The 23,791-nt window shown below is 62.9% G+C and carries 19 protein-coding genes; 18 read left to right on the plus strand and 1 reads right to left on the minus strand.

Going from position 1 to position 23,791, the window contains the following annotated elements; all coding sequences use genetic code 11:
• The first annotated feature begins 350 nt into the window (after positions 1-350).
• From BGIM_RS0130265 to BGIM_RS0130335, 15 genes are all read left to right on the plus strand, one after another.
• A complete protein-coding gene (locus BGIM_RS0130265) occupies positions 351-848 on the plus strand; it encodes a DUF2924 domain-containing protein (protein WP_020473425.1) in 498 nt (165 codons plus the stop codon).
• A complete protein-coding gene (locus tag BGIM_RS0130270) occupies positions 845-2,428 on the plus strand; it encodes a recombinase family protein (protein WP_020473426.1) in 1,584 nt (527 codons plus the stop codon). Before BGIM_RS0130265 ends, BGIM_RS0130270 begins: the two co-directional genes overlap by 4 nt.
• Entirely contained in the window at positions 2,425-2,811 is a 387-nt protein-coding gene (locus tag BGIM_RS0130275) for a hypothetical protein (protein ID WP_020473427.1), read from the plus strand. The genes BGIM_RS0130270 and BGIM_RS0130275 overlap by 4 nt, the downstream gene beginning before the upstream one ends.
• A 106-nt stretch (positions 2,812-2,917) precedes the next feature.
• Positions 2,918-3,706, plus strand: coding sequence for a hypothetical protein (locus tag BGIM_RS0130280; RefSeq protein ID WP_020473428.1), 789 nt, complete (start codon positions 2,918-2,920; stop codon positions 3,704-3,706).
• Positions 3,696-5,759 carry a hypothetical protein gene (locus tag BGIM_RS0130285; protein WP_020473429.1) on the plus strand — a complete coding sequence of 688 codons (2,064 nt, stop codon included), beginning with the start codon at positions 3,696-3,698 and terminating at the stop codon, positions 5,757-5,759. The genes BGIM_RS0130280 and BGIM_RS0130285 overlap by 11 nt, the downstream gene beginning before the upstream one ends.
• Positions 5,760-5,950: 191 nt before the next feature.
• Positions 5,951-6,289, plus strand: a complete 339-nt coding sequence (locus BGIM_RS0130290) for a hypothetical protein (protein WP_020473430.1) — start codon at positions 5,951-5,953, stop codon at positions 6,287-6,289.
• A 170-nt stretch (positions 6,290-6,459) separates the two neighbouring features.
• Complete coding sequence (locus BGIM_RS0130295; protein ID WP_020473431.1) at positions 6,460-6,969, plus strand: RNA polymerase sigma factor; 510 nt, start codon at positions 6,460-6,462, stop codon at positions 6,967-6,969.
• Positions 6,970-7,021: 52 nt separating this feature from the next.
• Positions 7,022-7,321: a hypothetical protein gene (locus tag BGIM_RS63475; protein WP_020473432.1), complete on the plus strand. Its 300-nt coding sequence runs from the start codon at positions 7,022-7,024 to the stop codon at positions 7,319-7,321.
• 101 nt (positions 7,322-7,422) lie between these two features.
• Complete coding sequence (locus tag BGIM_RS0130305; protein ID WP_020473433.1) at positions 7,423-10,332, plus strand: DUF3987 domain-containing protein; 2,910 nt, start codon at positions 7,423-7,425, stop codon at positions 10,330-10,332.
• A 100-nt stretch (positions 10,333-10,432) separates the two neighbouring features.
• The gene (locus BGIM_RS0130310) at positions 10,433-11,776 is read left to right on the plus strand and encodes a DNA modification methylase (RefSeq protein ID WP_020473434.1); all 1,344 of its coding nucleotides are present in this window, start codon (positions 10,433-10,435) and stop codon (positions 11,774-11,776) included.
• Positions 11,777-11,923: 147 nt separating this feature from the next.
• Complete coding sequence (locus BGIM_RS0130315) at positions 11,924-12,298, plus strand: hypothetical protein (protein WP_020473435.1); 375 nt, start codon at positions 11,924-11,926, stop codon at positions 12,296-12,298.
• A 3-nt stretch (positions 12,299-12,301) separates the two neighbouring features.
• On the plus strand, positions 12,302-13,129 hold the full coding sequence (locus BGIM_RS0130320; protein ID WP_020473436.1) for a terminase large subunit domain-containing protein: 828 nt from the start codon (positions 12,302-12,304) through the stop codon (positions 13,127-13,129).
• A gap of 1 nt (position 13,130) precedes the next feature.
• Positions 13,131-13,280 (plus strand): hypothetical protein, encoded by a 150-nt coding sequence (locus tag BGIM_RS63480; protein ID WP_020473437.1) that lies wholly within the window; start codon positions 13,131-13,133, stop codon positions 13,278-13,280.
• On the plus strand, positions 13,281-13,784 hold the full coding sequence (locus BGIM_RS0130330; RefSeq protein WP_020473438.1) for a hypothetical protein: 504 nt from the start codon (positions 13,281-13,283) through the stop codon (positions 13,782-13,784). It begins immediately after the preceding gene.
• Positions 13,778-14,389: a phage terminase large subunit family protein gene (locus BGIM_RS0130335; RefSeq protein WP_020473439.1), complete on the plus strand. Its 612-nt coding sequence runs from the start codon at positions 13,778-13,780 to the stop codon at positions 14,387-14,389. Before BGIM_RS0130330 ends, BGIM_RS0130335 begins: the two co-directional genes overlap by 7 nt.
• A 39-nt stretch (positions 14,390-14,428) precedes the next feature.
• On the opposite strand, the gene BGIM_RS63485 is transcribed toward BGIM_RS0130335, so the two are convergent.
• Entirely contained in the window at positions 14,429-14,647 is a 219-nt protein-coding gene (locus BGIM_RS63485) for a hypothetical protein (protein ID WP_157369534.1), read from the minus strand.
• A 70-nt stretch (positions 14,648-14,717) separates the two neighbouring features.
• Between BGIM_RS63485 and BGIM_RS0130350 the strand changes: the two genes are divergently transcribed.
• The 3 genes from BGIM_RS0130350 to BGIM_RS0130375 all read left to right on the plus strand — a co-directional run bounded on the left by BGIM_RS0130350 (position 14,718) and on the right by BGIM_RS0130375 (position 23,281).
• On the plus strand, positions 14,718-15,653 hold the full coding sequence (locus BGIM_RS0130350; RefSeq protein WP_157369535.1) for an FkbM family methyltransferase: 936 nt from the start codon (positions 14,718-14,720) through the stop codon (positions 15,651-15,653).
• A gap of 38 nt (positions 15,654-15,691) precedes the next feature.
• Positions 15,692-17,128 carry a glycosyltransferase family 2 protein gene (locus tag BGIM_RS66590; protein ID WP_020473443.1) on the plus strand — a complete coding sequence of 479 codons (1,437 nt, stop codon included), beginning with the start codon at positions 15,692-15,694 and terminating at the stop codon, positions 17,126-17,128.
• Positions 17,129-19,594: 2,466 nt separating this feature from the next.
• Positions 19,595-23,281, plus strand: a complete 3,687-nt coding sequence (locus BGIM_RS0130375; RefSeq protein ID WP_157369536.1) for an RHS repeat domain-containing protein — start codon at positions 19,595-19,597, stop codon at positions 23,279-23,281.
• Positions 23,282-23,791: the final 510 nt, after the last annotated feature.

Here is a 23,791-nt window from a genome sequence, read left to right on the forward strand (position 1 = left end):
AGTGTTAACCACACGACCGTCGGTCGGTGACCGGGCGCGAGGCGCAAATCACCGGAGGCCAATCCCCTCCGGAGACCCCACGTGTCTGATCCAAACCATTTTAATCCTTTCCCCAGCCTGTTTGACCACCCCGCTGGTCGGCTCCAAACGGTAGCCCGCATCTTGGCGACCGGCCTGATCCGATTACAGGATACCAACCTTTTGGAAGCCCGGTTCTCGCCCGGCATGACCCCGCCGGAATCTCCCAAAATCGTCGCTTCCAGACTTGATCTTCCCCTCGAAAAGAGCGTCACTGTCACCCCCGGGTTAACGTCCCGAGGGACCCAACCCCGCAATGGAGGAGAGTGACCATGGTTCCGATTGAGCGACAGATTCTGCAACTTCAACGAATGACCCTTCCCGATCTTCGAGAGCGTTACCGCGACCTGTTCGGCGAGTCCACGCGATCCCGGCACAAGCACTGGCTGGTGAAACGGATCGCCTGGCGTGTGCAAGTTCTGGCCGAAGGCGACCTCAGCGAACGGGCCCGCCAGCGGGCGGCCGTGATCGCCGACGACGCCGACCTGCGACTGACCCCGCCCAGGGAAGGCACTGGCGAACCAAAGGCCTTTGGCGGCCAGACGATTGCCACGTCGCAATCCCTTCCGCAAACACGTGACCGGCGTCTGCCTCCGGCCGGGACGGTTCTGACCCGCGCGTACCAGGGCCGGACGATCCGGGTGACGGTCGCCGCGGACGGTTTCGAGTTCGACGGAGAAATGTTTGGTTCCCTGTCGGCGGTCGCCAAGTCGGTCACCGGTTCGCATTGCAACGGGTTCGCGTTCTTCAAACTGGGAGGGAAGTCATGAGCCGACGATCACCGGCGGCCCTGCCGGTTCCGAACGCTGAGCGGGTCCGCTGCGCGATCTACACCCGCAAGTCGACGGAGGAGGGGCTGGACGCCGAGTTCAACTCCCTCGACGCCCAGCGGGAGGCGGGCGAGGCTTTTGTCGCCAGCCAGAAGCACGAAGGCTGGACCATTCTTGACACGCGGTACGACGACGGCGGCTATTCCGGCGGAAGCATGGAGCGGCCCGCCCTGAAACGACTGCTCGATGACATGGCGGCGGGGAGGATCGACTGCGTGGTGGTCTACAAGGTGGATCGCTTGTCCCGCAGCCTGCTGGACTTCGCCCGGCTGATGGACCAGTTCGAGCGGCAACGGGTGTCGTTTGTGGCGGTCACGCAGCAGTTCAACTCGGCGACAAGCATGGGGCGGCTGGTGCTGAACGTGCTGCTGTCCTTCGCCCAGTTCGAGCGGGAGATCATCGGCGAGCGGACGCGGGACAAAATGGCGGCGATGCGTCGCAAGGGGAAGTGGATTGGCGGACTGACGCCCCTGGGCTATGACCGCGACCCGGTCAACTCAAGGCTGGTCATCAACCATGAGGAGGCAGAACGGGTGCGGGCGATCTTCCAACTCTATCTGGACCACGGGTCGCTCCTTCCGGTGGTTGAGGAACTGGGGGAAAGGGGCTGGGCCAACAAGCGAACGGTGACCCGACGGGGCACGACACGGGGCGGCCAGGCGATCACCCGGACGAGCCTGCACCGGCTGCTGACCAACGTCGTCTACATTGGTCAGATCCAATATCGCAACGAGCTGCACGCCGGTGAACATTCGGCGATCATCGACCACGAGACCTTCCGGAAAGTCCAGTCACAGATGCACCGCCACGGAACGACGGGCGGAGCGGAGGTTCGCAACCCCTCCAAGGCGATGCTCCAGAAGGTGCTGCGGTGTGCGGCCTGCGACTGTTTCATGTCGCCGACGCACACGAAGAAGGGAAACAAACGCTACGGCTATTACGTTTGCACCAACGCCGCCAAGAACGGCCATCGAACGTGCCCGAGCAAGTCGATCCCGGCCGGCGGCATCGAACGGGCGGTGGTCGACCGGATCCGGCTGATCGGCCGCGATCCCGCCCTAATCCGGGAGACGGTCCGGCAGGCCCGCGAACTTGACGAGGCCCGGCACCGCGAGGACGACGCGGAGATCCGGTCGCTGGAACGCGAGCGCAATCAAGGGGAATCGGTGGTGCGGGAGTTATCGCTGCGACTGGCCGGAACCGCCGACCCGACAATTCTGCGACAGTTGGCCGACTGGCAGGAACGCCTTGGCCAGTTGGAGACCCGGCTGCTCAAGGCGACCGCCCGACGCGACTCAAACCAGCGTCCTGGCCTGCCGGAACACGAGGCAAGAGAAGCTCTGGCCCGGTTTGACGACGTGTGGGATCAACTGACGCCCAAGGAACGGAGCAAGATCGTCCGGTTGCTGGTCGATCGTGTGGACTACGACGGGCGAGCCCGAACCGTGAGCCTTACCTTCCACCCCGACGGGCTGGCGGCCCTGACCGCCGAAACCCAACCCAGGGATAACAGCCGATGACCGCTCCGTTGACGACGACCTTCACCGTGGATTTTGGCCGCAAACAGACTTCCAGACCCGGTGCGGAGGAGGGGGAGTTCCAATCCCGCCTTCCCCGTGTCACCCGTCTGATGGCCCTGGCGATTCGCTTCGACAAGCTGCTCCGGGACAAGACCGTCCGGGATTACGCCCATCTCGCCCGCCTCGGCCGGGTGACGAGGGCCCGAATGACCCAGATCATGAGCCTGCTCAACCTGGATGTGAGGATCCAGGAGGAACTTCTGTTTCTGGAGCCGGTGGCGAAGGGGAGGGATCCGGTGATTTTGCGGGATCTGCTGCCGGTCACGATACAGCCGACTTGGTCGAAGCAACGGGCCATGTGGAGAAAACTTGCCAAAAACTGATCGACTGACATCGCGGGCCGGGCGCGCCGGGGCTTAAGGTTTGATGATCGTTCACTCACTCGTCAACACCTTTGTCAAAACAAGGTGATCCCTGGAGCCGCAGGCAATGGGACATGTCTTGCTTGGCCAGCTCCCACGCACCCGCGAATGGAAGCAAGTCGTCGGGCTGATCCGTCACGGGGCGGGCGCGGCCCAAGTGGCGAAGGCCTCCATCGAGGCCGCCGGGAAGGGACTTCGCATGGCGGGCGACGACAAGGGGGTCGTCGAAAGCGTCTGGCTGATGATCCGGGTGGTCATGGCCGGACGGACGCCAGACTTTCCCGAAGCGTTGCGTCAACTCGGCCTGAACGTCTCCAACAATCCGGGACTTATCGAGATCATGGGGGCGATGAGCGATTCGCTGGACGCCGCCAGCCTGACCAAATTCCGGCGCACCGATCTCGGGGAGATGTCTCAAACCGCCGTCGCAGAGACGATTTCGACGATCATCGGCCAGAAAACCTCCAGCCTGTTTGGAACCTCCACGGAGGATGTTCGCGAAGCCCTCGGGTCGCTCGGAACCGAGAAGCAGTTTTCATTGTTTGCCAAACACTACTACGGAAGATTTGTCAACAAATGCCTGGACTATTTCCTGAGCAAGACGCTCGCGGAGCATGTGGGCGACGGTCGGAGGTTTCGGACGCTCGCCGAGCAGGCGGAGTTCACCGACGCCATGGAAACGCACTGCCGGGAGGCGTCGAAAATTGTCGAGAAGTACGCCGGGGAATGGTTCTGCAAAAAGCGCTTCATGACGGGCGGGAAGATCACCCGCAAGGATGTCGAAAATTTCCACAGTTATGCGATGACCAAGCTGATCGACGAGCTCAAACAGGGGGCGGCCGGTCATGGCAAATGAACACCTCATCTTGTGCGGACATCTCTGCGATCTGGCTCTTCCGACCGGCGCGCCGGAGGCTGTCCGGCTGCGGATTCGGGGGCCGGGAAGAAACGTCTATTTGCGCATCGAGGATCTGCAGAGATCCATGTACAAAGACGTGCCGGACTCGCTGCTCGATTTGATCGACATCGCCGCCTACGTCTACTGCGCGGACCAGGTGATTCCCCGCTTTCGGACACTTGCCTCGGAAGACAAGAAAAACGCCGAGATCGGCTCGGAATGGAGGCGGACACTGCGGTTTCGGATTCCCGTTCGTCAACCGGCCCGGTGGCGACGGAGGGAATTGTTGAACGAACTGATTGCGACGCTGACATTCCTTTCCGACGACACCTATGAGTCCGAGTTCGAGCAGGCGACGGATGCCCAAAACTTGCGGGGACAGATTGATTTCGGAACCACCGCGTTTGACGGAATCATCGAGGAAGTTGTCATGTTTTCCGGAGGGCTGGATTCCCTGGCCGGAGCGATCCGGGAGTCCGTCATCGACCGTCGCCGCGTGTTGTTGGTGAACCATCGGTCAAGCCCCAAACTTTCCAATCGCCACCGTCGGCTGCTTTTTCTGCTCGATCAGAAGGCGGGGATTCACCGGCCCATGCATCTTCCCGTCCGGGTCAACAAGGCGAAGGATCTCACCCATGATTACACCCAGCGTTCCCGCTCGTTTTTGTTCGCCACCCTCGGCATGACCATCGCCACGATGATCGGCTTGCGACGCCTCCGGTTTTACGAGAACGGGGTGGTCAGTCTCAATTTGCCTCTGTCCCCTCAAGTGGTCGGGGGCCGGGCCACCCGGACCACTCATCCCCGAACGCTCGCCGGGTTTGCCCGGTTGTTCAGCTTGCTCGCCGACGCGCCGTTCGCGGTCGAGAACCCTTTTCTCTGGAAGACGAAGTCCGACGTGGCGCGGCTGATCGCCGACGCTGGGTGCGGGGAGATGATCGGCTGGTCAACAAGTTGCACGCACATCTGGCAAATCAGCAAAGATGAGACGCATTGCGGGTTGTGTTCGCAATGCGTCGACCGGCGTTTTGCCGTGCTCTCCGCCGGTCAGCGGGACCATGATCCCGCCGACAAATACGGCGCGGACTTGATCATGGGGGACCGGGCGGACGGGGACTCCAAACTGTTGCTCGCGGCCTATCTGGAGTCGGCGGACCGGATTGATCGAATGTCTGCGCTGGAATTCTGTTCCCGCTATGGCGAGATCGCCCGCGTGGTTCGTCATTTGCCCGAGTCTCCCGACGAGGCGGCGCGGAAAATCTTCGATCTCCACAAACATCACGCGAGGCAGATCAAAGGCGTCTTGGAGGACGTGCTTCGTGAGCACGTCAAAGGGATCCGCCAGCGGACGCTTCCCCCGACATGCCTTGTGCGAATGGTGAGCGATTCGAGTTCTCATGCTTTCGCAGCGGATCAGGAGGAGACGGAAAAAGAAACAACCGGGCAGCCGGTTGCGAGCCACATCTTCCGACGTCGCGGTGTCGCCGCTTGGGAATACCGTTTTGCGGAGGGAGAATTCGTGATCCTTCTTGCGGGAAAAGGAGCCGCCTATTTGCACATGCTTCTGTCAAGCCCTCGTCAGCCTTTGTCGGCGGTCGACATGGCTTGCCGGGTTGCAAAACACAAAGAACGGTATGCCTTGGGCGACGCCGGCGAAAAGACGGACCACGAAGCCTTGTCCACCTATCGGGCCCGCCTGATCGAGCTTAACGAGGAACTGGATGAGGCCAGGGAGAACCATGACTTCGGCCATCAGGAACGTTTGCAGGAAGAGATCGAACAGCTGGCCGCCGAAATCAAAACAGCCAAGGGGCTTGGCGGACGCTTGCGGAAAGACTCAAACGACCGGGAACGCGTCCGGAAGGCGGTCGGTGGCGCCCTGAAACGAGTCAGGGACGAAATCGCCAAAGACTCGCCTTCCTTTGCGGAGCACTTGAAGGCGTCTATCCAAGGCGGAAAGAACCCCTGCTTTTGGCCGGCCGATGACATCAAATGGGAGACGGAAATCTGAGGAAATTCTGATCCGCCACGCGAAATGTGGCGGAGGCCACGCGGGTTGTGGCGCCATCCGGGCATGAGGGAAGGCCCGGCGAGCCAACAAGCCTGCCGCCACACGGGGCGGTGAAATTTCCCTTGTGACCAGCCTCTTCGCCGGGTCGCGGTCATGACGGGAAGCTCGCGACCAAGCGAGGGAGTTTTTTGATGAACGACACACAATCCAAGGCGAACCTGTCCCCCGCCCGCCGCAAACTGGTCGAACTGATGCGGGAGGTCAACTTTGGCCGCATCGTCGATCTGCGCGTCGAACGGGGCCAGCCGGTCCTCGACCCGGCGCCCGGACGGATCACCGAGCACAAATTCGGCGGGGACAACGGCCCCCGGCCCGAGTCAAACGCCCCAAACTTCCAGCTCAAATGGCAAATCCTGGAGCTGTTCCAATTGCTGGACCAAATCGGGACAGGCGACATCGCCTCCCTGGAGGTCAAACACGGCCTTCCGTTCCGGGCGTTGATCGAACACCCTTCTCCGACGGCTTCCTGACCGGTCTTCTTTTAACCATCTATCCAACCGACAAATGGCCGGCCCGAACCGGGAGGCGTTTGTGGCGATGCGAACACCATCACCCGCAAACGCCCCCGGCCGTCCGGCCGGGAGACAGGCGCAAACGCATCGTCACAAGCAACTTCGGTTCGCGGCCCCGGAGTCCGCAAATGTCAGCCGAACGAGCCGCCGATGACCTCCAAATCGTTCTGGAGGTGATCCGCAAACGGGTTCAGGTTTTGTCCCGGCGCAACCGGTTCACCCCGGCCGACCGGGAGGAACTGGGGCAGGAATTGTTCCGCCGGTTCTGGCCCAAGATGGCGGGGTTCGATCCCGAGAGAGGCGATCTCGGGGGGTACGCGCATGTGGCGGTCCGCCGCCTGTCGCTCAACCTCATGCGCGAATGGAACCGCCGGGTTCGTGAGGGCGTGAGGGCCGGGGGGATCCCGGCCGACCAGTTGGCCGACCGCTCCGATCCCCTGGCCGACGCCATCCGGGCGGCCGACTTGGCCGCGATGATCCGGTCGCTTCCGCCCCCGTTGCGGGAACTGGCCGGGGAACTGCGATTCAAAAACGCCAGTCAGGTCGCCCGCGAACAGCGGATCACCCGCTCAGCCGTTAGGGGGATGATCCGACGGATCGCCCATCGATGGTCGGAGATTCGCGGCGAAACAGATTGAACGGCCGCCAACCCGCGGGGCGGGGAGTGTAGTCATTCTCAATGTCCTTCACGTGACCGGGGGCCGGGGATTCATCATTAGCGCGCAGACCTACCGTTATCGTTTCGCCGGGGGCGTGGAGGGCGGGGCGATCGCCGAAACGTTGTTGCTGACGGTCATCGCCACCCGCAGCCTGCACGGTTCCGGCGAAATGGCCCTCGACGTCCGGCACCGATTCAACCCGGCGACCCGCGAATGCGTTGTCGAGGCGGGCACCCCGGCCGGCCTCGATTTCAACCGGATTCTCGCGGGATTTTTGGAGAGCGAGTTTGGCGGCGAGGCGTTCGAGGTCGAACGAATCGGCGGCCGCTGAGGACGCCCTGCCCCGGAATTGTTGAAAACACTTTCGAGAAGGCGGTCGGCCCGGATGCCCGGCATCAGGTTCTCCGGTTCTCCATGTCACCGGAGAAAATCATGGCTTTCGATCCGTTCCCGACATCCGGTGACGCCCTGTCGGCCGCTCGTTGGTATCGGGACCGGGGATTCATGCCAGTTCCCATTCCGCGGCAAGGGGGCTGGAAGTCCCCGGTCATTCTCAAGTGGCAGCAACTCCGGCCGACGGTCGACGACTTGCCCCGGCTGTTCCCCGCCCGCCCGGCCTGCAACATCGGCCTGCTGTTGGGAGAACCGTCGGAGGGCTTGATCGATGTCGACCTGGACGCCCCGGAGGCGATCCGGGCCGGGAACCTGCTGCTGCCGAAGACCGGTTGGATTAGCGGCCGCCGTGGCAAGCCCCGGTCGCACTGGTGGTATCGGGTCGGGGCGCCGCCCCAAAAAGCCTCGGACAAGTTTCTCGACGTGGACGAGGGAAAAACCTGCCTGGTCGAACTCCGGTCCACCGGCGGCCAGACTGTTGTGCCTCCGGGCATTCATATTTCGGGCGAGGCCATTGAGTGGGATGAGCACGGGGAATTGCCACTGATTGAACTCCCCGTGCTCCGGCGGGCGGTCACCCTGACGGCGGGGGTGGCGTTGCTGGCCCGGCACTGGCCCGGGCCGGGTTCCCGGCAGGATGCGTTTCTAGCCCTGGCGGGGGCGTTGTGCCGCGACGGTTTTTCTCATCAAGAAGCGGGGCGGGTCTGTTCGGCCCTGGCCTGCGTCACCGGGGACGAGGAGGGGGACAGGCGACTCAAGGTTTTGCACGCCAGCTTTGAGAAGGGGGCTTTGGGGCTTCCGATCACCGGCTGGACAACCCTGGGCAAACTTCTGGTCAGTGACGGACCGGGGGTGATCCGGGCGATTCTGGGGATGTGGAAGGGGATTGCGGGAGTTGTGGGGAACCGGTCGCTGTTTGACGAAAATCTTGCGAATTCGCGGGGAATTTTGAATTATGGGGATTGTGGGAATTCCGGGAAGCCCGTCGGGGAAAATCCAGCAGAAGACGGCGGCGACCCCTGGCCCGAGCTGGTGGAGATCGACGAGTCGCGAGCCTTCCTCCCGTTCCCGGCAGACGCCCTGCCGGAATCATTGGGTGAGTATGTCCGCCAGCTTGCCTGGTGCATGAACGCCCCGCCGGACTACGCCGGGGCCGCCGCCCTGACGGTGGCGGCCGGGGTCGTCGGCAACGCCCTGCGGCTCCGGATCACGCCGACTCATCACCAGCCGGCGCTGTTGTTCACCAGCCTCGTCGGCGTTCCCGGCGCCGCCAAATCCCCGGTGACAGACCACTTCGGACGGGCGCTGGACGACCGGCAACGGGAGTTCAACGACCGCCACCGGCGAGAACTGGCCGAATGGAAAAAGCGGGAACGAGCCAATCCCGGCGAAGATGATCAAACGCCCCGTCCGGAACTCCGAATCGCCGTCGCGCGGGAAACGACCACGGAGTCGCTGACCTTCATGTTGCTTCACAACCCGCGGGGCTTCCCGTTGTTGTTCGACGAGCTGTCGGGACTGTTCCAGGGACTGAACCAATACAAGGGCGGGTCGGGGAACGACCGTCAGGTGTACCTGTCCGTCTGGTCGCAGGCGACGATCGACCACAAGCGAAAGGCCGATTTGCGGGAGGGGCTGCCGCCGATTTTTGTCCGCAAGCCGTGTGTGTCGATTCTCGGGGGGATCCAGCCGGATTTGGTGCGGTCGATCCGGTCGCAGACGCCCGGGGGAACAGCCTGCGACGACGGCGGCCTGGACCGGTTTTTGTTCTGCTGGCCGGAGTTGCTGCCGGAGATCGCCGAGGAATACCGGGAATTGGAGCCGGGACGGGAGGATTGCTGGAGCCGGATCGTCACCCGTCTCGGCGACGACCTGCCCGGCGGAGAGACGACCGTGCGCCTGTCGGCGGAGGCAAAACGGGAGTGGCGGGAGTTCACCCGCCGTCACGCGAACGAGGTCAACCGGGACGAGTTCCCGTCCTCGCTACGGGGGCCGTGGAAAAAGCTGCGGGCGTACGCCTGCCGCCTGGCGCTGGTCCTGCACGCCCTGGACTGGGCCGGCGACCCGTCGGTTGATCTGAACAGCCTGTCCGGCTCCGCGATGCGGCGGGGAGCGGACCTGGTCGCGTATTTCAAGGATCAGTTCCGGAAGGTCGTCGCCTTCGCCGACCGGGACGAGCGCCTGGAGGGCGTCCGTCGTGTCAGGGACTGGATCGTTCGGAAAAAGCAGGTGCGGTTTCAGAAGCGAGACCTGTATCAGTCCTTCAAGGGGACCTGGAAGACGATCGAAGAGCTGGACCCCGTCCTGGAGTCGGCCGAACGGTATCACGTGATCCGGCTGTTGCGGACGGGCGAGCGGGGCGGGGCCGGACGCAAGCCCAGCCCGTGGTACGAGTCCCATCCCTCCCTCTCCCAACCACACCCCGGGGAAATCGTTTCTCACAATTCCCAGAATCGCTCCGGTGGTTCGGAGGGAGAACGCATGGGCAAGCCGGTCGAATTGCAAACTCCCCCTGAAAACAAAGGGATTTTCGCAAAACGAGATGATGCCGACGGTGGTCAAAACACCGGCTCGTATCGTGAAAAACACTCCGTCCCCCAGAATGCCGGAGATCAATTGTGGGATTCCCGAAATCACCCTGACCTCGACCCAACGGCTGATTCGACCGTTTTGAAGACGGCCACGGGGGGCGCCGTTGACGACAATTTGGAGTCCTTGCTTCGCGAACTCGAAGAACTCGCCATTCGTCGGACAGACGACCCGACGCATCTCCGGGCGATCCGAACCCAACTCAACGAGTGTCGGGCGGACGCCCGTCGTGGAAACACCGAGGCCGCGCGGGTGATCGCCGAAGGGTTGCGAAAGACCCTTCCCGAATGCCTCGACGCCTGGACCGGAATGCGCGGCTCCGGACCAGTTTCCGGAGGTGAATCCACCCCTGCTGGTTGACATTCAAGAGTCTCTTTCGAGGCAAAAGTTCAAATTTTCCCGACACACCTCTCCAACGCCGGTGTACTTCCTTTTGCCCCCTGATTCCGGAGGATGTCCGATGCTTGTCGAAATGCGTCCCGTCGGATCGATCCGGCCGTATGCGAACAACCCGCGCACGAACGACGCGGCCGTCGAGGCGGTGGCCCGTTCCATCCGGGAGTTCGGCTTCCGGCAGCCGATCGTCGTCGACGAACAGGGCGTGGTGATCGTCGGCCACACCCGGTTGAAGGCCGCCATTCAACTCGGGATTTCGGAAGTCCCGGTGCATGTCGCCACGGGCTTGTCCCCGGAGCAGGCCCAAGCCTACCGGATCGCCGACAACCAGACGGCGACCATCGCCGAATGGGACGAGGAGAAGCTGATCGCCGAGCTGATGTCCCTGCGGGAAAAAGACTATGATCTCGACCTCGCCGGCTTCGACGCCGACGAGCTTCAGCGCCTGATCGGATCGCCGGGCGAAGAGGGGCTGGTCGACGAGGACCAAATCCCCGCCGCCCCCGACGACCCGGTCACCCGGCCGGGCGACTTGTGGATCCTGGGATCGCACCGGCTGCTGTGCGGCGACAGCGGCCGGCCCGCCGACCTGGACCGGCTGCTCGACGGAAATCCGGTCCATCTGGTCAACATGGATCCCCCCTACAACGTGGCCGTCGAACCCCGCTCGAACAACGCCATCGCCGCCGGACTGAGTTCGTTCCCGTCGAATCACACCCCGCCCGCGAAACATCATCAGGACTTTGACCTGGCCCGTCATCCCGGCAAGTCCAAACCGACCACGGCAAAGCTCCGGCCCAAGGACCGGCCCCTGAAGAATGACTTCGTCACCGACGAGCAGTTTGACGGGATGCTGGACGCTTGGTTTGGCAACGCCGCCCGGGTGTTGTTGCCGGGGCGGGGGTTCTATATCTGGGGCGGGTATGTGAATTGCGGCAACTATCCCCGGGCGATGCGGCAGGCGGGCCTGTACTTTTCGCAGGCGATCATCTGGCACAAGCAGCATCCGGTGCTTGGCCGCAAGGATTTCATGAGCGACCATGAATGGTGCTTTTACGGTTGGCGGGAGGGGTCGGCCCATCAGTTTTACGGCCCGAACAACGCCACCGATGTGTGGTCGGTCAAGAAGGTGAGCCACCAGGCGATGGTCCGCCTGACCGAGAAACCGGTCGAACTGGCGAAGCGGGCGCTGGAGTATTCCTCCCGAGTCGGGGAGAACGTGCTGGATCTGTTCGGCGGCTCCGGCAGCACGCTGATGGCCGCCGAGCAGTTGGAACGGAAGGCGTTCCTGATGGAACTCGACCCGCTCTACGCCGACGTGATCGTGAATCGCTGGGAGGCATTCACCGGTCGAAAGGCCGAGCGGATTTCTCTTGCCGTGACACACCCGGCTAAAGTCACAACCTGAACGACGCCCGGTTTGTTCGCCGACGTTTGCCCAAGCGGGCAGATGTTTGGGGAGATCAGACCAAAAGCCCCGCCCGTTCAAAGCCCCCAACCGGGGCCAAACGGGCTCAAATAAGTTCAACAGGCCGACAACCGTCGGCGGTGTCGCATGCCTCGGCTTCCCAAAAATCAAATCGACGATCTGCTCCTGCTCGCCTTGGCGTGTGGCGCGTCCTATGACGCGGCGGCCTCGAAGGCGGGCACAAGCGTCACCACCGTCAAACGGCGGTTGCAGGACCCGGTGTTCCGGGCCCGTCTGCGGGAACTGCGGGGCGAGATGTTTCAGCGGGCGACATCAATGCTGACGGCCTCGGCCGTGGAGGCCGTGCGGACGCTGGTCGACCTGATGAAACACGAGTCCCCGCACGCCACCCGGCTGGGGGCGGCCCGGGCCGTGCTGGAACTCGGGGTTCGACTGCGGGAAACCGCCGAATTGCAGGACCGCATTGCCAGACTCGAAACCGAACTTGGCGCGGGGGCATGAACCATGGCCGTGGCCGCACTGCGCCGACGACTGGCGGGACTGGAGCAACAAGCCGTCCGAAAGTTGCGTCGTGACGGCGAACTCCTGGAACGGTTGCGGGACGACCCCACCCTCTTCATGTCCTCTGCCGGGCTGAGCCCCGACCCGTGGCAAGAGAACGTGCTACGAAGCGAAGCCGAACGGACCCTGCTGCTGTGCTCCCGCCAGGCCGGAAAATCCTCCGTCTCGGCGGCCCTGGCCCTGCGGTCGGCCCTGACCCGGCCCGGTTTTCCCGTGCTGGTGTTGTCGCCGACCCTGCGCCAGTCGGGAGAGTTGTTCCGCAAAATCGTCTCGCTCAACAACGCCTTGGGCAGGCCGGTCCCGGCCGTGCGGGAGACGACCCTGCAGATGGAACTGGCCAACGGATCGCGGATCGTGTCGCTGCCGGGGACGGAGGGAACGGTTCGCGGCTTCAGAGAGGTGGCCCTGCTGATCATCGACGAGGCGGCCCGCGTGTCCGACGCGCTGTACTACGCCGTGCGGCCAATGCTCGCCGTCTCCAAGGGAAGGCTGGCGGCCCTGTCGACCCCGTTCGGACAGCGGGGCTGGTTTTATGACGAATGGCACGGAACCAACAACTGGAAACGGGTGCGGATCACGGCCCCGGAATGTCCCCGGATCTCGCCGGAGTTTCTGGCCGAAGAACGCCGGTCGCTCGGGGAACGTTGGTATCGCCAGGAATATTTGTGTTCGTTCGAGGCCACCGTCGACGCCGTGTTCGCCGCCGAGGACATCCGGGCGGCGTTGTCCGACGACGTCCGGCCGTTGTTCCCGGCCGCCGGGGAGGATTGAGATGTCAAGATTTGTGCTGGGACTGGATCCGGGACCGCCGGGCGAACACACCGGGCTGGCGGTGATCGAGCAGACGGACGAGGGGATTTGCGTCGTCCGGCACCTGGAGCGGTTCCGGCCCGGCGCCCCGTACCGGCAAATCGCCGAGTAGGTGGAACAGATTATCTCGCGGCCGAATCTGCCGCATCCGGCGGTGATCACCGACCAGACCGCCGTGGGCGCCCAGGTGGTCGGATTGTTCAGCCAGGTGATCCGGTCGGGATGGGTGAAGCCGGTGATCATCACCAACGGGACGGGGGAGATGGTCGAGAGTTCTGTGTTCGGACTGGTGTCGGTTCCCAAGAAGGATCTGGTCGGAAGCCTGCAACTCGTGTTGCAGGGACGACGGTTGAAAATTCCCTCCGGCCTCCCCCATGCCGAACTGCTTCTTCAAGAACTGAATTCCTTCCGGGCGAAAATCATCCTGGCGACCACGGCCGACATGGACTGGCGGGAGCGACCGCACGATGATTTGGTCCTGGCGGCGGCCCCCGCCGTCTGGCATGCCGGGCGATTCCCGCCATATGCACCGGATTCCTTCTCGCATGGCGAGCCCTCCGACACCCAGAAAGTGCTCGACGAGTTGTTCCCCGGCCCCGGAGGCTGGCCATGGTGACGCGATACTTCGCGGGACTGGACTTGGGACAGGCCCGGGATTACACGGCGATCGCGGTGTTAAGCCGTCCCCGGCTGACGGGCGGGGAAACGAAAACTGACCGAAAGCCTTCCTATGCCGTGCCCCACCTGGCCCGTTTCCCCCTGGGCACGCCCTATCCCGAAATGGTCGCCTCCGTTGTTGAATTGTTGAAGACCCCGGCGCTTCGGGGTTCGTTCTTGGTGGTCGACCAGACCGGCGTGGGACGGGCGGTGGTCGATCTGCTCGCCGATGCCCTGCGGGGCAACGTCACCTGTTCAATGTGCCCAGTGACCACCACCGGCGGGTCAAACATCATGGCGGGCAGAGAGGGACGGGGATTTCATGTGCCCAAGAAGGAACTGGTCGGCATCCTGCAATTGCTCCTGCAAACCCGACGGTTGCAAATCGCCCGTTCGCTTCCCGAGGTCGGCACGCTGGTCAATGAACTGGAGGCCTTTCGGGTGAAAATCACGGTCTCGGCGAACGAGACGCTCGGGGCCTGGCGGGAACGTGATCACGATGACTTGGTCCTCGCCGCCGCGCTGGCCGCCTGGGCGGGGGAAACCGCCTTGTCCCATGAATGACCGGCGCCGGAGGAGTTTGAGGGCCTACAGGGCGGGATGTCAGAAATTCGCAAAGATCCCGGCTCCACTGACCATTCCTCGCCGGCGCATTTTTCTTTTCATGACGGCGGCTTGAGTTTTTGCATCGGGCGAAAGAGCGGCGCCAAAATAGCCTCTTTTCAGTCGGCCCGGAGTTGCTGCCGGTCCGGCCGTTCCTACAATCGAATCCATCTTGTTATGATTCGCGGCGACTTTCTCACCAAAAGTTTCTGAAAACATCGCCCCGGTTGACCGATGGGATGCCTTCCCGTCCGGCCGCGACGCCTCTCCCGGCTGGAAAGGATCGTTTGTGATTCTTCAACGGCAACTTGTCATCCCGTCCGGTTTCCGGCGCGGACGGATACCCGTCCGTCTTCTTCAGCCCAATTCCGAGGTGGTCCAGATCCTCCCCGCCCCGCATTTCGGGGAGGCGACCCATCAACTGGTGGACTCCCTCGGGTTTCCGATGGTGTCGCACCTGAACGACCGCGACCACGTCATTTCGGCCGAACTGACGAAGCAGGGAATGTGGGAGCCGGCCCAGACGCAAGCCCTGTTGTCGCTGCTGCGGCCCGACATGACCGTCCTCGACATCGGCGCCAACATCGGCTATTTTTCCGTCCTGTTCGCGCGGGCGGCCGGGGCCTCGGGCGAGGTGATCGCCGTCGAACCCGAGTCCGAGAATTTCTTCCTGCTGTCGGTCAACTCGCTGCTGACCGCGCAGATGGAGCCGGAGGCCGCCCCGATCCGGACGCACCGGCTGGCCATGTCCGACCGCTCCGGGACCGCCCGGCTGCAGGTGTTCGAGAGAAACCTCGGTTATCACTCGCTGGTGCATGGCGGCGGCCAGCGCCGCGAAGAGGTGACCACGGCCACCCTCGACGAGAAACTGGCCGGGTGGACCGGCCGCCGCGTTGATTTGCTCAAGTCGGACACCCAGGGGAGCGAACTCGCGCTTCTGCGGGGAGCTGTTCAACTGTTGAAGCGAGACCGGCCGTTGCTCTGTCTCGAATTTGAGCCGCATCTCAACGGCATTGACTTCTCGATCGAACTGATCCGCTTTGTCGCCGCCCAAGGATACGGGCATTTTCGGCTGTTCAACGCGATGGCGGCAGACCCGTATGTTTCGCTGGTCGAGCGGCTGCGCTGGTGGAAGGAGGAGGAGATCGTCGAGCAGATCCGGCTGCGGATGATTCTCCCCAACAGCGCCCTTTTGGCCTGGCCCGCGGAACAACGGCCGGCCTGATTTTCCCGGCCGTTTCTCTCTTCCCCTTGGAAATCAACATGCCCAGGCAACAAATCGTGCTGGTCGTCGGAACGGGCCGCTGTGGAATGGTGTCCCTCCTCGAACTGCTCGGCCGGCAGGCCGGCGTGAAGGCCACCCTAGACGAGCAGCCGCTGCTGCCCTGGCAGCCCGTCAAGGAGCGCAACGTCATCGCCGCCCGCCTGGAGCGGATGCGCCGTCAGCGCGGCCCCGGACTGCTGGTCGACGCCGGCTCGTTTTATCTCCCCTATCTGGAGGACGCCATCCGGGCCGACCCGTCCATCCGGATTCTGGCGATGCAACGGCCCCGCGAGGAGGTCGTCGCCAGCTTCGAGCGTTTCCTGGACGGCATGGGCCGCATCCGCATCGATCACTGGAGCCTCAACCTTCAACCCGGCCTGCTTTCCGACCCGCTGCGGTCGGGCTGCTTTCCGCAATACGACGTGCCGCACCGGGCCGACGGCATCCGCCGCTACTGGCAGGAATACGGGCAACGTCTGGATGAACTGGTCCGCAAATATCCCCAGAACATCCGCATCTGCCCCATGCGTGAAACCCTATACACCGAGGAGGCCCAGCGGGCCGCCCTGGAGTTTGCCCGGATCCCCCGCGACAAACAAGTCGTGGCGCCGGGCGTCCGCTCGGAACGTCCCCCGCAAAAGCCCCCCCGACCGCAATCGCAGCCGAAGACCGACCACCCGCTGGATCCGGGACGGTGCGCGGTGCTGGTTCCCTATCTCGGCTTCATCCATCCCCCCTGTGAGAACGGTTTGCGCGAACTGGAGCGGCGGGGCTACGTGGTCCGGCGGGCGGGGGGCTTCTCGGCGATCGACCAGGGCCGCAACCAACTGGCCACCGAGGCCCTGCTCGACGGGTTCGAGGAGACGATGTGGATCGACTCGGACGTGGAGTTCTCGGCCGACCACGTGGACCGGTTGCGGTCGCATGGCCTGCCGCTGAGCTGCGGCCTCTATCCGCAGAAAGGCCCGCGGGCCCTGGCCTGCCACGTCATGCCCGGCACCCGCAAACTGGTGTTCGGCCGCCAGGGGGGCCTGAACGAGATGCTTTACGTCGGGGCGGGGTTCCTGCACATCCGCCGGGAGGTCTATCTGACCGTCCAGAAGCGGATGAACCTGCCGACCACCAACGAGCGGTTCGGCTCGCCGTCGATTCCGTTTTTTCAGTCGATGCTGCATCCGATCGAGGACGGGCTGTGGTATCTGGCCGAGGATTATTCGTTTTGCGAGCGAGCCCGCCAGAGCGGCTACCGGATCGTGGCCGACACGACCATCCGGCTGTGGCACCACGGGGCGTTCCCCTTTGGCTGGGAGGACTCCGGGATCGAGCGGGAGCGGACGGCCACCTTCACGCTGCATTTTGGCGAGGACAGCCAGAGCGAGGATCTGGCCGACCCGCCCGCCGTCGCCGAAGAGGCCCCCCCGGTTGGCGCCGAATAGGGCGGTTCGCATCGTCCGTTTGCCGCAGGATCGCCGGAATCCATCCGGGACGGCGAACCCAAACAGCCGGTTGACTGTCATGGAAAAATGAGAAAATTCTGAGAGCCTGCTCTTGCAAGCGGAAACCGTCCGGCTAAGATTTGCCCGCTCGCTGATTCGCCGTCGTAATCGTCAAACTCGTCATTATCCTGCTCTCTCACCCGTGGGATCGTCCATAAAGCGATGGATCGTCGAACTCTTCCGTCAACACGCGCTCGCCCCGAAATCCGCCGGCAAACAATCCCCCGCCAAACTGCAACTGCCGCCGTTGGAAGAGCGGCTGGCGGCCGGCACGTTTCTGTCGGACATGGCCGCCATCTCCTGGCTCGGCGGCTTCTTCGACATGAGCGCCGGTTCGTCGTCCTCAAGCGGCTCGTCAGCCGGTTCGTCGGGGTCGGGCAGTTCTTCGGGAAGCAGCTCGTCCTCGGGTTCGGACGGTTCGTCGTCGGGCGACGGCGGGGGCTCGTCGTCCGGCGGCAGCGGCAGCGGCAGTGATTCCTCGTCCGGTTCCGGTTCGTCGGGCGGCAGCGAATCGTTTTCCGGTTCGGGGAGCGGTTCGAGCGGCGGCTCCTCGTCGGGTTCCGCCTCCTCGGGCGGCGGTGGCGGCGGTGGTTCTGGTTCCAGCAATCCGGCCTCCGGTTATTGGGGCAGCGGCTGGACGGGAACGGCCTCCGGCGGCCCTGCGGCCGGTTCGGCGAACACCCCGTCCTTTGCCTCCAACCCGACCATGCAGGGGGATGCTCGCGCCTTGTCGTCGGCCGATTTTCAGGGCAATCCCTTTCAACTGCTCAGCGGTCCCGCGATTGATTCGCTCTCGGTTCCGGCCATTTCGGTCACGGAGAATTATTCCCTCAGCCAGCCCCTGGGCGGAACCAGTTCGGGAACTCATGAACTGGCCGACGGCACGACCGTCCCCACGACCGTCTCTTACAACGGCCTGTTCAGCATTGACGAAGCCGTTGAAAGCAACGGGGACTGGAGTTATCACGAGGGCTATTCGTACAGTTACACGGCCGGCTTCGCCTCGTCGCTCGGCCTGTCTTACACCCCCTCGGAAAACGGCTCGTCGTCCTACGACCTGACCATCACCGGCACGGCGGCGGGAAGTGTTTCCTGGACGCTGGAGTCGTCCCTCACGAAAACCATCGGCGGCCAGGAGGCGTCCCCCTTCGCGGCCGGAAGCTGGTCGGTTCCGATGACGTGGGCCACGTCCGAGGTTTCAACCTATCACCGGACGATTTCCTCCGACTACGACGCAAGCACGGGCGTCATCGACGGACATGACACCTTCTCCGGCCACATCGTCAAAGGCATGGCGGGGACGGCCTCCTATTCGCAACCATTCGGCGGGACGGGTTCCGCGAGCTTCGCAGGAACGATCAGCGCCAGCAACGGCGTCGAGAGCGCCTACAGCACGTCGTTCCATCGCACGGCGACACTCGGCTCCAGTGGCGGCGTGACGACAACGGGAACGTCGCTGGTCACCCAATCGGGCTGGAACAACTACGCCTATTCCGGCAGCGGGTCATACGCCACGCCGGCCGCCAGCGGTTCGGATTCGAGCGCACCGCAATACACAGGCGTCGGGACCGAGCAAGAGACGGGCAGTCTCGACACCAGTTACGGGTTCAGCGAGACTTATTCGTATGCCAGCAGCGGCTGGTCGTTGACCGCCGGTTCGGGCATGCAAGACGATTCCGGCGCCGACACCCGGACCTATTCGCTTTCCGGCGGTTCCTACGCCTACTCGGGTAGCGGAAGCACGACCGTTTCGGGTTCTTGGAACGAAGACGGTGGCGAGACAAGGGCGATCTCCAGCCATTTGTCATGGGCCTTGGGCTCGGCGGGGGTCTGGAACATCACCGGAAGCTGGGGCGAAACTTCGTCCGGCAGTTCGAATTGGAGCTGGCAAGGCAGCGGTTCGTATGCGTATTCTGACTTGTCGTCCTCGGGTTCGTCTTCCTCGGGCTCATCTTCCTCGGGTTCGTCGTCTTCGGGCTCGTCTTCGACGACAACGCCGGTGTATTTGGGAACGGGCGTCCGCACCGAAGCGGGGAGCAGTCTTTCTTCGAACAGCAACAGTCAGACATGGCAATATGCCGGGACCGCCTCGGCGATTGGCGCCACGATGACCGGCTCTTGGAGCGTCGTCAGCGGCACGGGAACCGTGGACAACTCGGAAACCACGGACACCGGCTATTCCCTCTCGGGAGGGACGTACAGTTATCGGAACGCCGGGGTGACAATCAACGGAACCTGGGGGAAAGCGGCGCCGATCATTCCACCACGGCGGCCCACTACGAACAGACGCTCGGCTCCGACCAGCTCTGGCTGGCGACCGGAACCTGGGGCAAGACCGCCTCGGGAAGCTCGGCCTGGAACTGGGACGGCAGCGGTGCTTATGCCTATGCCTCCTCCTCCGGTTCCATGTCCGGTTCGTCATCCGGCTCCACGTCGGCCTCGACGACAACGCCGGTGTATTTGGGAAGCGGGATTCAAACGGAATCGGGCAACCGCAGCGGGTCGTACCAATCGACGGAATCGTGGAATTATGCGGAAGCCGTGGTGTCGATGAGTGGATCGACCAGTGCCACGGTGGTCGGAACGTGGACCGTCGCCAGCGGCACGGGAACCGTCGATAATTATGGAACCACGGACACTTCATATGCGCTCACGGACGGAACCTACGCTTACCGCGACGCCGGGATTCCGATCAGCGGGACATGGCAAGAAAACGGCGCCGCCCACTCGACGTTCGCGGCCCACTATGTCAGGACGCTTGGCTCGGATCAGAACTGGCTGGCGACCGGAACTTGGGACAAGTCGGCGTCCACGGGCTCCGATTGGAGCTGGGCGGGAAGCGGCGCCTATGCCTATGCCTCCGGCTCGGCCTCCACAACGCCGGTGTATTTGGGAAGCGGGGGCCAAACGGAGTCGGGCGATCGCGGCGCCTCAAGCCAGTCAACAGAATCGTGGAATTATGCGGAAGCCGTGGGTTCGGCGAGCGGTTCGACTAGCGCCACGATCATCGGGACATGGACGGTGGTCGGCGGCACGGGGACCGATGACACGTTCGGAACAACGAACACCGGCTATTCGCTCGCCGACGGGACCTACCGCTACCTCAGCGGCAGCACGACCATCAACGGCGCATGGGGGGAGCATGGCGGCACAAGTTCGTCGTTTCTGACTCACTTCGACAAAACGCTTGGTTCGGACCAAAACTGGCATTCGACGGGATACCAAACCCGAACCAGCTCAAGCGGTTCCTATTGGAACTGGGATGGCAGCGGCTCATACTCCCGCTCGGGATCGGGCTATTCAATGATGTCCCCGACGTCGACGGCGTATCAGGGAACCGGCACGCGGACGGAAACGGGTTATCGAAGCGCCGCCTCCCAGTTGACCGAGCGATGGAACTATTCCGAGTCGTCCGGGTCGGGCTCGGCGGGAGGTTCGAACTCGGGAGTCTGGACCGTGGCCAGTGGAACCGGAACCGAGGATGATTCGGGGGCGACGAACACCGGCTACTCTCTCCCGGACGGAACCTATAGTTATCAACGCGGTGACGCAACCATCGAAGGGACGTGGGACGAGAGCGGCTGGGACCACTCCGCGTATTCGGGCCATTACGACAAAACACTCGGCTCCAATGGAAGCTGGGGGACGACCGGCGACTGGACCAAAACCAACTCTGGAAGCTCCAATTGGAGTTACGCGGGTGACGGATCGTATTCCGTCTCTCAAACCGGCCTCGGTCTCTCCCCCGATCCCCAGACACTCCCCGCTCCGCTGGCCGCCGCGATGTCGCTGGCCTCGAACACGAATTTCACCGTTCCCTATGTCTCCGGCGGTTCGTCCTCCGGCGGATCATCCTCCGGCAGTGTGTCGTACGGCTCCGGAGTGATCGACGAGTCGGGCGACACCTCGTTCGCTTATTCGACTTCCCAACACTGGAGCTACGACGACTCGCCCGGTTCCGCAAGCGGCTCGGCCTCAAGCGATCACTGGACTGTTGTCGGCGGTTCCGGCACGGCCGCCGGTTCGGCGAGCGCCTATTTTTCCGATGTCGCCTCGGGAAGTTATTCCGGCTCGGGCATGTCGCTCAACTGGGATCGGGACAACGCCATCACCCGCCAGACGGTGATTTCCGAAGATGTCACGCTGGGCGCCGACCGAAACTGGACCACAACCGGAGCCCGCGCCGACTCGACCGCCGGCAGCTTTGACGCCTCCTGGTCCGCCTCGTGGACCAGCGGCGTGAGCGTGGCTTCGAGCAGCCCCTATGCCTACGGGTATTATTCCGGCTCAATGACGCAGACCAACAACGACAGCGGCCACAATCACGCCGAGTATGATGGCGTCGCGGGCTATTCGCTCAATTCTTATGGCAATTGGGATCTGGTCGGGGCCAGCGCCAGCGGCCAGGTTGACGGCGACCGGAACCAGTCGTACTCGGCCGCCGGTTCCTATACGCGGACGCTGCCGGGCGGCTCGGCCGCCGGCGCCGTCTCCGCCGACGGCGGCTCAAGTTCGTCGTACAGTTTCTCCTTTGACGGGGCGGAAAACGCCGTCGGTTCCTGGAGCTATGCCGGCGACGGACAGCGAACGCTCTCGGGGAGCGCGAACGACTCGCTCTCCGGAAGCGGGACCTATCAAAACGGCATCATGTCGGGCTCGCTGAGCGAGAGCGAGACGCATGTGTCGGACTGGGACAGCGCGGCCTCTTATGCGATTCAGGGGAGCGCATGGGTGATGACGGGCGGTTCGGGAAGCGCCACGGGGAACACGACGTACTCCGACACCTATTCCGCCAGCGGCCAGTCCGGCTCCGCTTCCACATCAGGGGACTCCGGCTGGTCCTGGGGCAACTACGCCAGCGAGCGAGGCCGAGACATTTTGTCGACCGATTATTCGACGCAATCCCAAGTGGTCGACGGCCAGTGGGTGACTTCGGGAAGCGCCACGACCGACGGCCTGGTCGAGCGGGAGCAATCAAGCTCCGGTTTTTACACCACCACCACGACCTCGGTGGTTTACTCCTACTCGGGCAGCGGCTCCGGCTCGGGGTCCGGGTCGTCGTACACGACCTCGACCTCGACCTCCGCGTCGACCAACTCGTGGTCGAACCACAATTACACGGCCGACACGTACTCGGCCGCGACCTCGTGGACCGTCGCTCCGAACTGGTACGGCTTCCCGATGGTGAGCAGCGGCACGACAAACCACATGACCGGGACCACGGAAACGCAGTGGAGCAACACCGACGCCAGCGGCTCGACCAGCGGCAGCAACTACGCCAGCTCGTATGACCAGACCGCCAGTTACGCCGGCTACTACGGCGCGGCTTACTTCGGGGGCGTCGGCGCCGGACCGGGCAATCCTTATGGGTATTCGCCGGTCAACGGCAACGGGGGCGGGGCCGGCTTCGGCCTGGGCGGGGCGCTGGCCTCGCCGTTGATCGCCGCGCCGCCGGGGGCGGTGATCGCCGGGATGGGAGCACCCCTCGGCGCCGTCAACCTGATGCGGGTGAATGTGAACGATCTGGAACAAGCCGGAGGACCGGGTGCAGCGTTCCCAGGCAATGGCTTCTTTGCCGTCGGCCAGCAACAGCAGCCGGGACGACAGCAACCTCAAGTCGGTCCAGGGCCTGCTGGGGCTATGGTGGGCGGAGCAGGTGCAGCAGCAGGCGGGCCCGTATTGATTGCAGCGAGAGGAAGACTCGCTCCTTTGCTCGACCGCATTTTTCCAAAGAATAGTGGCTATTATGATTTAAATGTTACTGCTGGATATCCGGTTGTAATCTTTGATGTTCCAGTGAATTTAGGTATAAATACCGGATTTCAATATGATACTTATAGCGGGCTGACGCATTGGTATGTGGGCCCCCAAATTAGTCTTGGAACCCCCGTTGGTGTGTCATTAACTTGGGCACCGTATCAGACAGTGTCGCCAGGTCACTACTGGGGCATCACAGCATCGAACTTGAATGGGGCTGTAAATGCCGGAACGCAATGGGGAAGCGGTTGGGGCTTGTATTTTGAGGGTGGTGTTTCGTTGTTTGGAGGCTATCTGACTGTTTCTCCATGGTATTATGTTTTTACTGGATTTTAATTTTCGATTCGACGATGCAATCGTCATTCAGAAGTTGTCTTCGGTGATTTTTATGATCATTAATGTGATTGCCGGATTGGTGGTGCTGATCGTATCTGGGTATGTGTGTGTCAGAACCGTGCGTCATGGGCGGGCGGATGCTGAACGACAGAACCAAATGGCATCGCGATTCGGCATGAGCCAAGTGAATCCTACCACTTATATTGTATTGGTTGTCTCTGGGGCAGGTGTTGTTTTTTTGATCGCATTATACGCAATATGGACGATCTTGCTTCCCGATTATCCTATTCTTGAGCCAGTCAACTCACACGGAAGCAATAGTATATTTTCAATTCCATGGATTGGAATATTGATCGTGACATCAATAAACACGATACAATATTTCATTTTCATGAAATCTGCCAGGGCAACGCATCAGACATCAGTAATTCTTTTTCGTTCGTTTGTTTCGTTGACGATTTTGATCATTGGGGCATTATGCTAGTTCGTCGGCAGTGAATACTTGTGTGG

Origin of the sequence: Zavarzinella formosa DSM 19928, from assembly GCF_000255705.1 — a bacterium.
In the GTDB taxonomy this organism is placed as follows: Bacteria; Planctomycetota; Planctomycetia; order Gemmatales; family Gemmataceae; genus Zavarzinella; species Zavarzinella formosa.

What these genes read in the sequence shown, in the direction of transcription:
- BGIM_RS0130265 (WP_020473425.1), top strand. Translation starts at nt 351, where the DNA reads ATGGTTCCGATTGAGCGACAGATTCTGCAACTTCAACGAATGACCCTT.
- BGIM_RS0130270 (WP_020473426.1), top strand. Translation starts at nt 845, where the DNA reads ATGAGCCGACGATCACCGGCGGCCCTGCCGGTTCCGAACGCTGAGCGG.
- BGIM_RS0130275 (WP_020473427.1), top strand. Translation starts at nt 2,425, where the DNA reads ATGACCGCTCCGTTGACGACGACCTTCACCGTGGATTTTGGCCGCAAA.
- BGIM_RS0130280 (WP_020473428.1), top strand. Translation starts at nt 2,918, where the DNA reads ATGGGACATGTCTTGCTTGGCCAGCTCCCACGCACCCGCGAATGGAAG.
- BGIM_RS0130285 (WP_020473429.1), top strand. Translation starts at nt 3,696, where the DNA reads ATGGCAAATGAACACCTCATCTTGTGCGGACATCTCTGCGATCTGGCT.
- BGIM_RS0130290 (WP_020473430.1), top strand. Translation starts at nt 5,951, where the DNA reads ATGAACGACACACAATCCAAGGCGAACCTGTCCCCCGCCCGCCGCAAA.
- BGIM_RS0130295 (WP_020473431.1), top strand. Translation starts at nt 6,460, where the DNA reads ATGTCAGCCGAACGAGCCGCCGATGACCTCCAAATCGTTCTGGAGGTG.
- BGIM_RS0130305 (WP_020473433.1), top strand. Translation starts at nt 7,423, where the DNA reads ATGGCTTTCGATCCGTTCCCGACATCCGGTGACGCCCTGTCGGCCGCT.
- BGIM_RS0130310 (WP_020473434.1), top strand. Translation starts at nt 10,433, where the DNA reads ATGCTTGTCGAAATGCGTCCCGTCGGATCGATCCGGCCGTATGCGAAC.
- BGIM_RS0130315 (WP_020473435.1), top strand. Translation starts at nt 11,924, where the DNA reads ATGCCTCGGCTTCCCAAAAATCAAATCGACGATCTGCTCCTGCTCGCC.
- BGIM_RS0130320 (WP_020473436.1), top strand. Translation starts at nt 12,302, where the DNA reads ATGGCCGTGGCCGCACTGCGCCGACGACTGGCGGGACTGGAGCAACAA.
- BGIM_RS63480 (WP_020473437.1), top strand. Translation starts at nt 13,131, where the DNA reads ATGTCAAGATTTGTGCTGGGACTGGATCCGGGACCGCCGGGCGAACAC.
- BGIM_RS0130335 (WP_020473439.1), top strand. Translation starts at nt 13,778, where the DNA reads ATGGTGACGCGATACTTCGCGGGACTGGACTTGGGACAGGCCCGGGAT.
- BGIM_RS63485 (WP_157369534.1), bottom strand. Translation starts at nt 14,647, where the DNA reads ATGTTTTCAGAAACTTTTGGTGAGAAAGTCGCCGCGAATCATAACAAG.
- BGIM_RS66590 (WP_020473443.1), top strand. Translation starts at nt 15,692, where the DNA reads ATGCCCAGGCAACAAATCGTGCTGGTCGTCGGAACGGGCCGCTGTGGA.
- BGIM_RS0130375 (WP_157369536.1), top strand. Translation starts at nt 19,595, where the DNA reads ATGTCCGGTTCGTCATCCGGCTCCACGTCGGCCTCGACGACAACGCCG.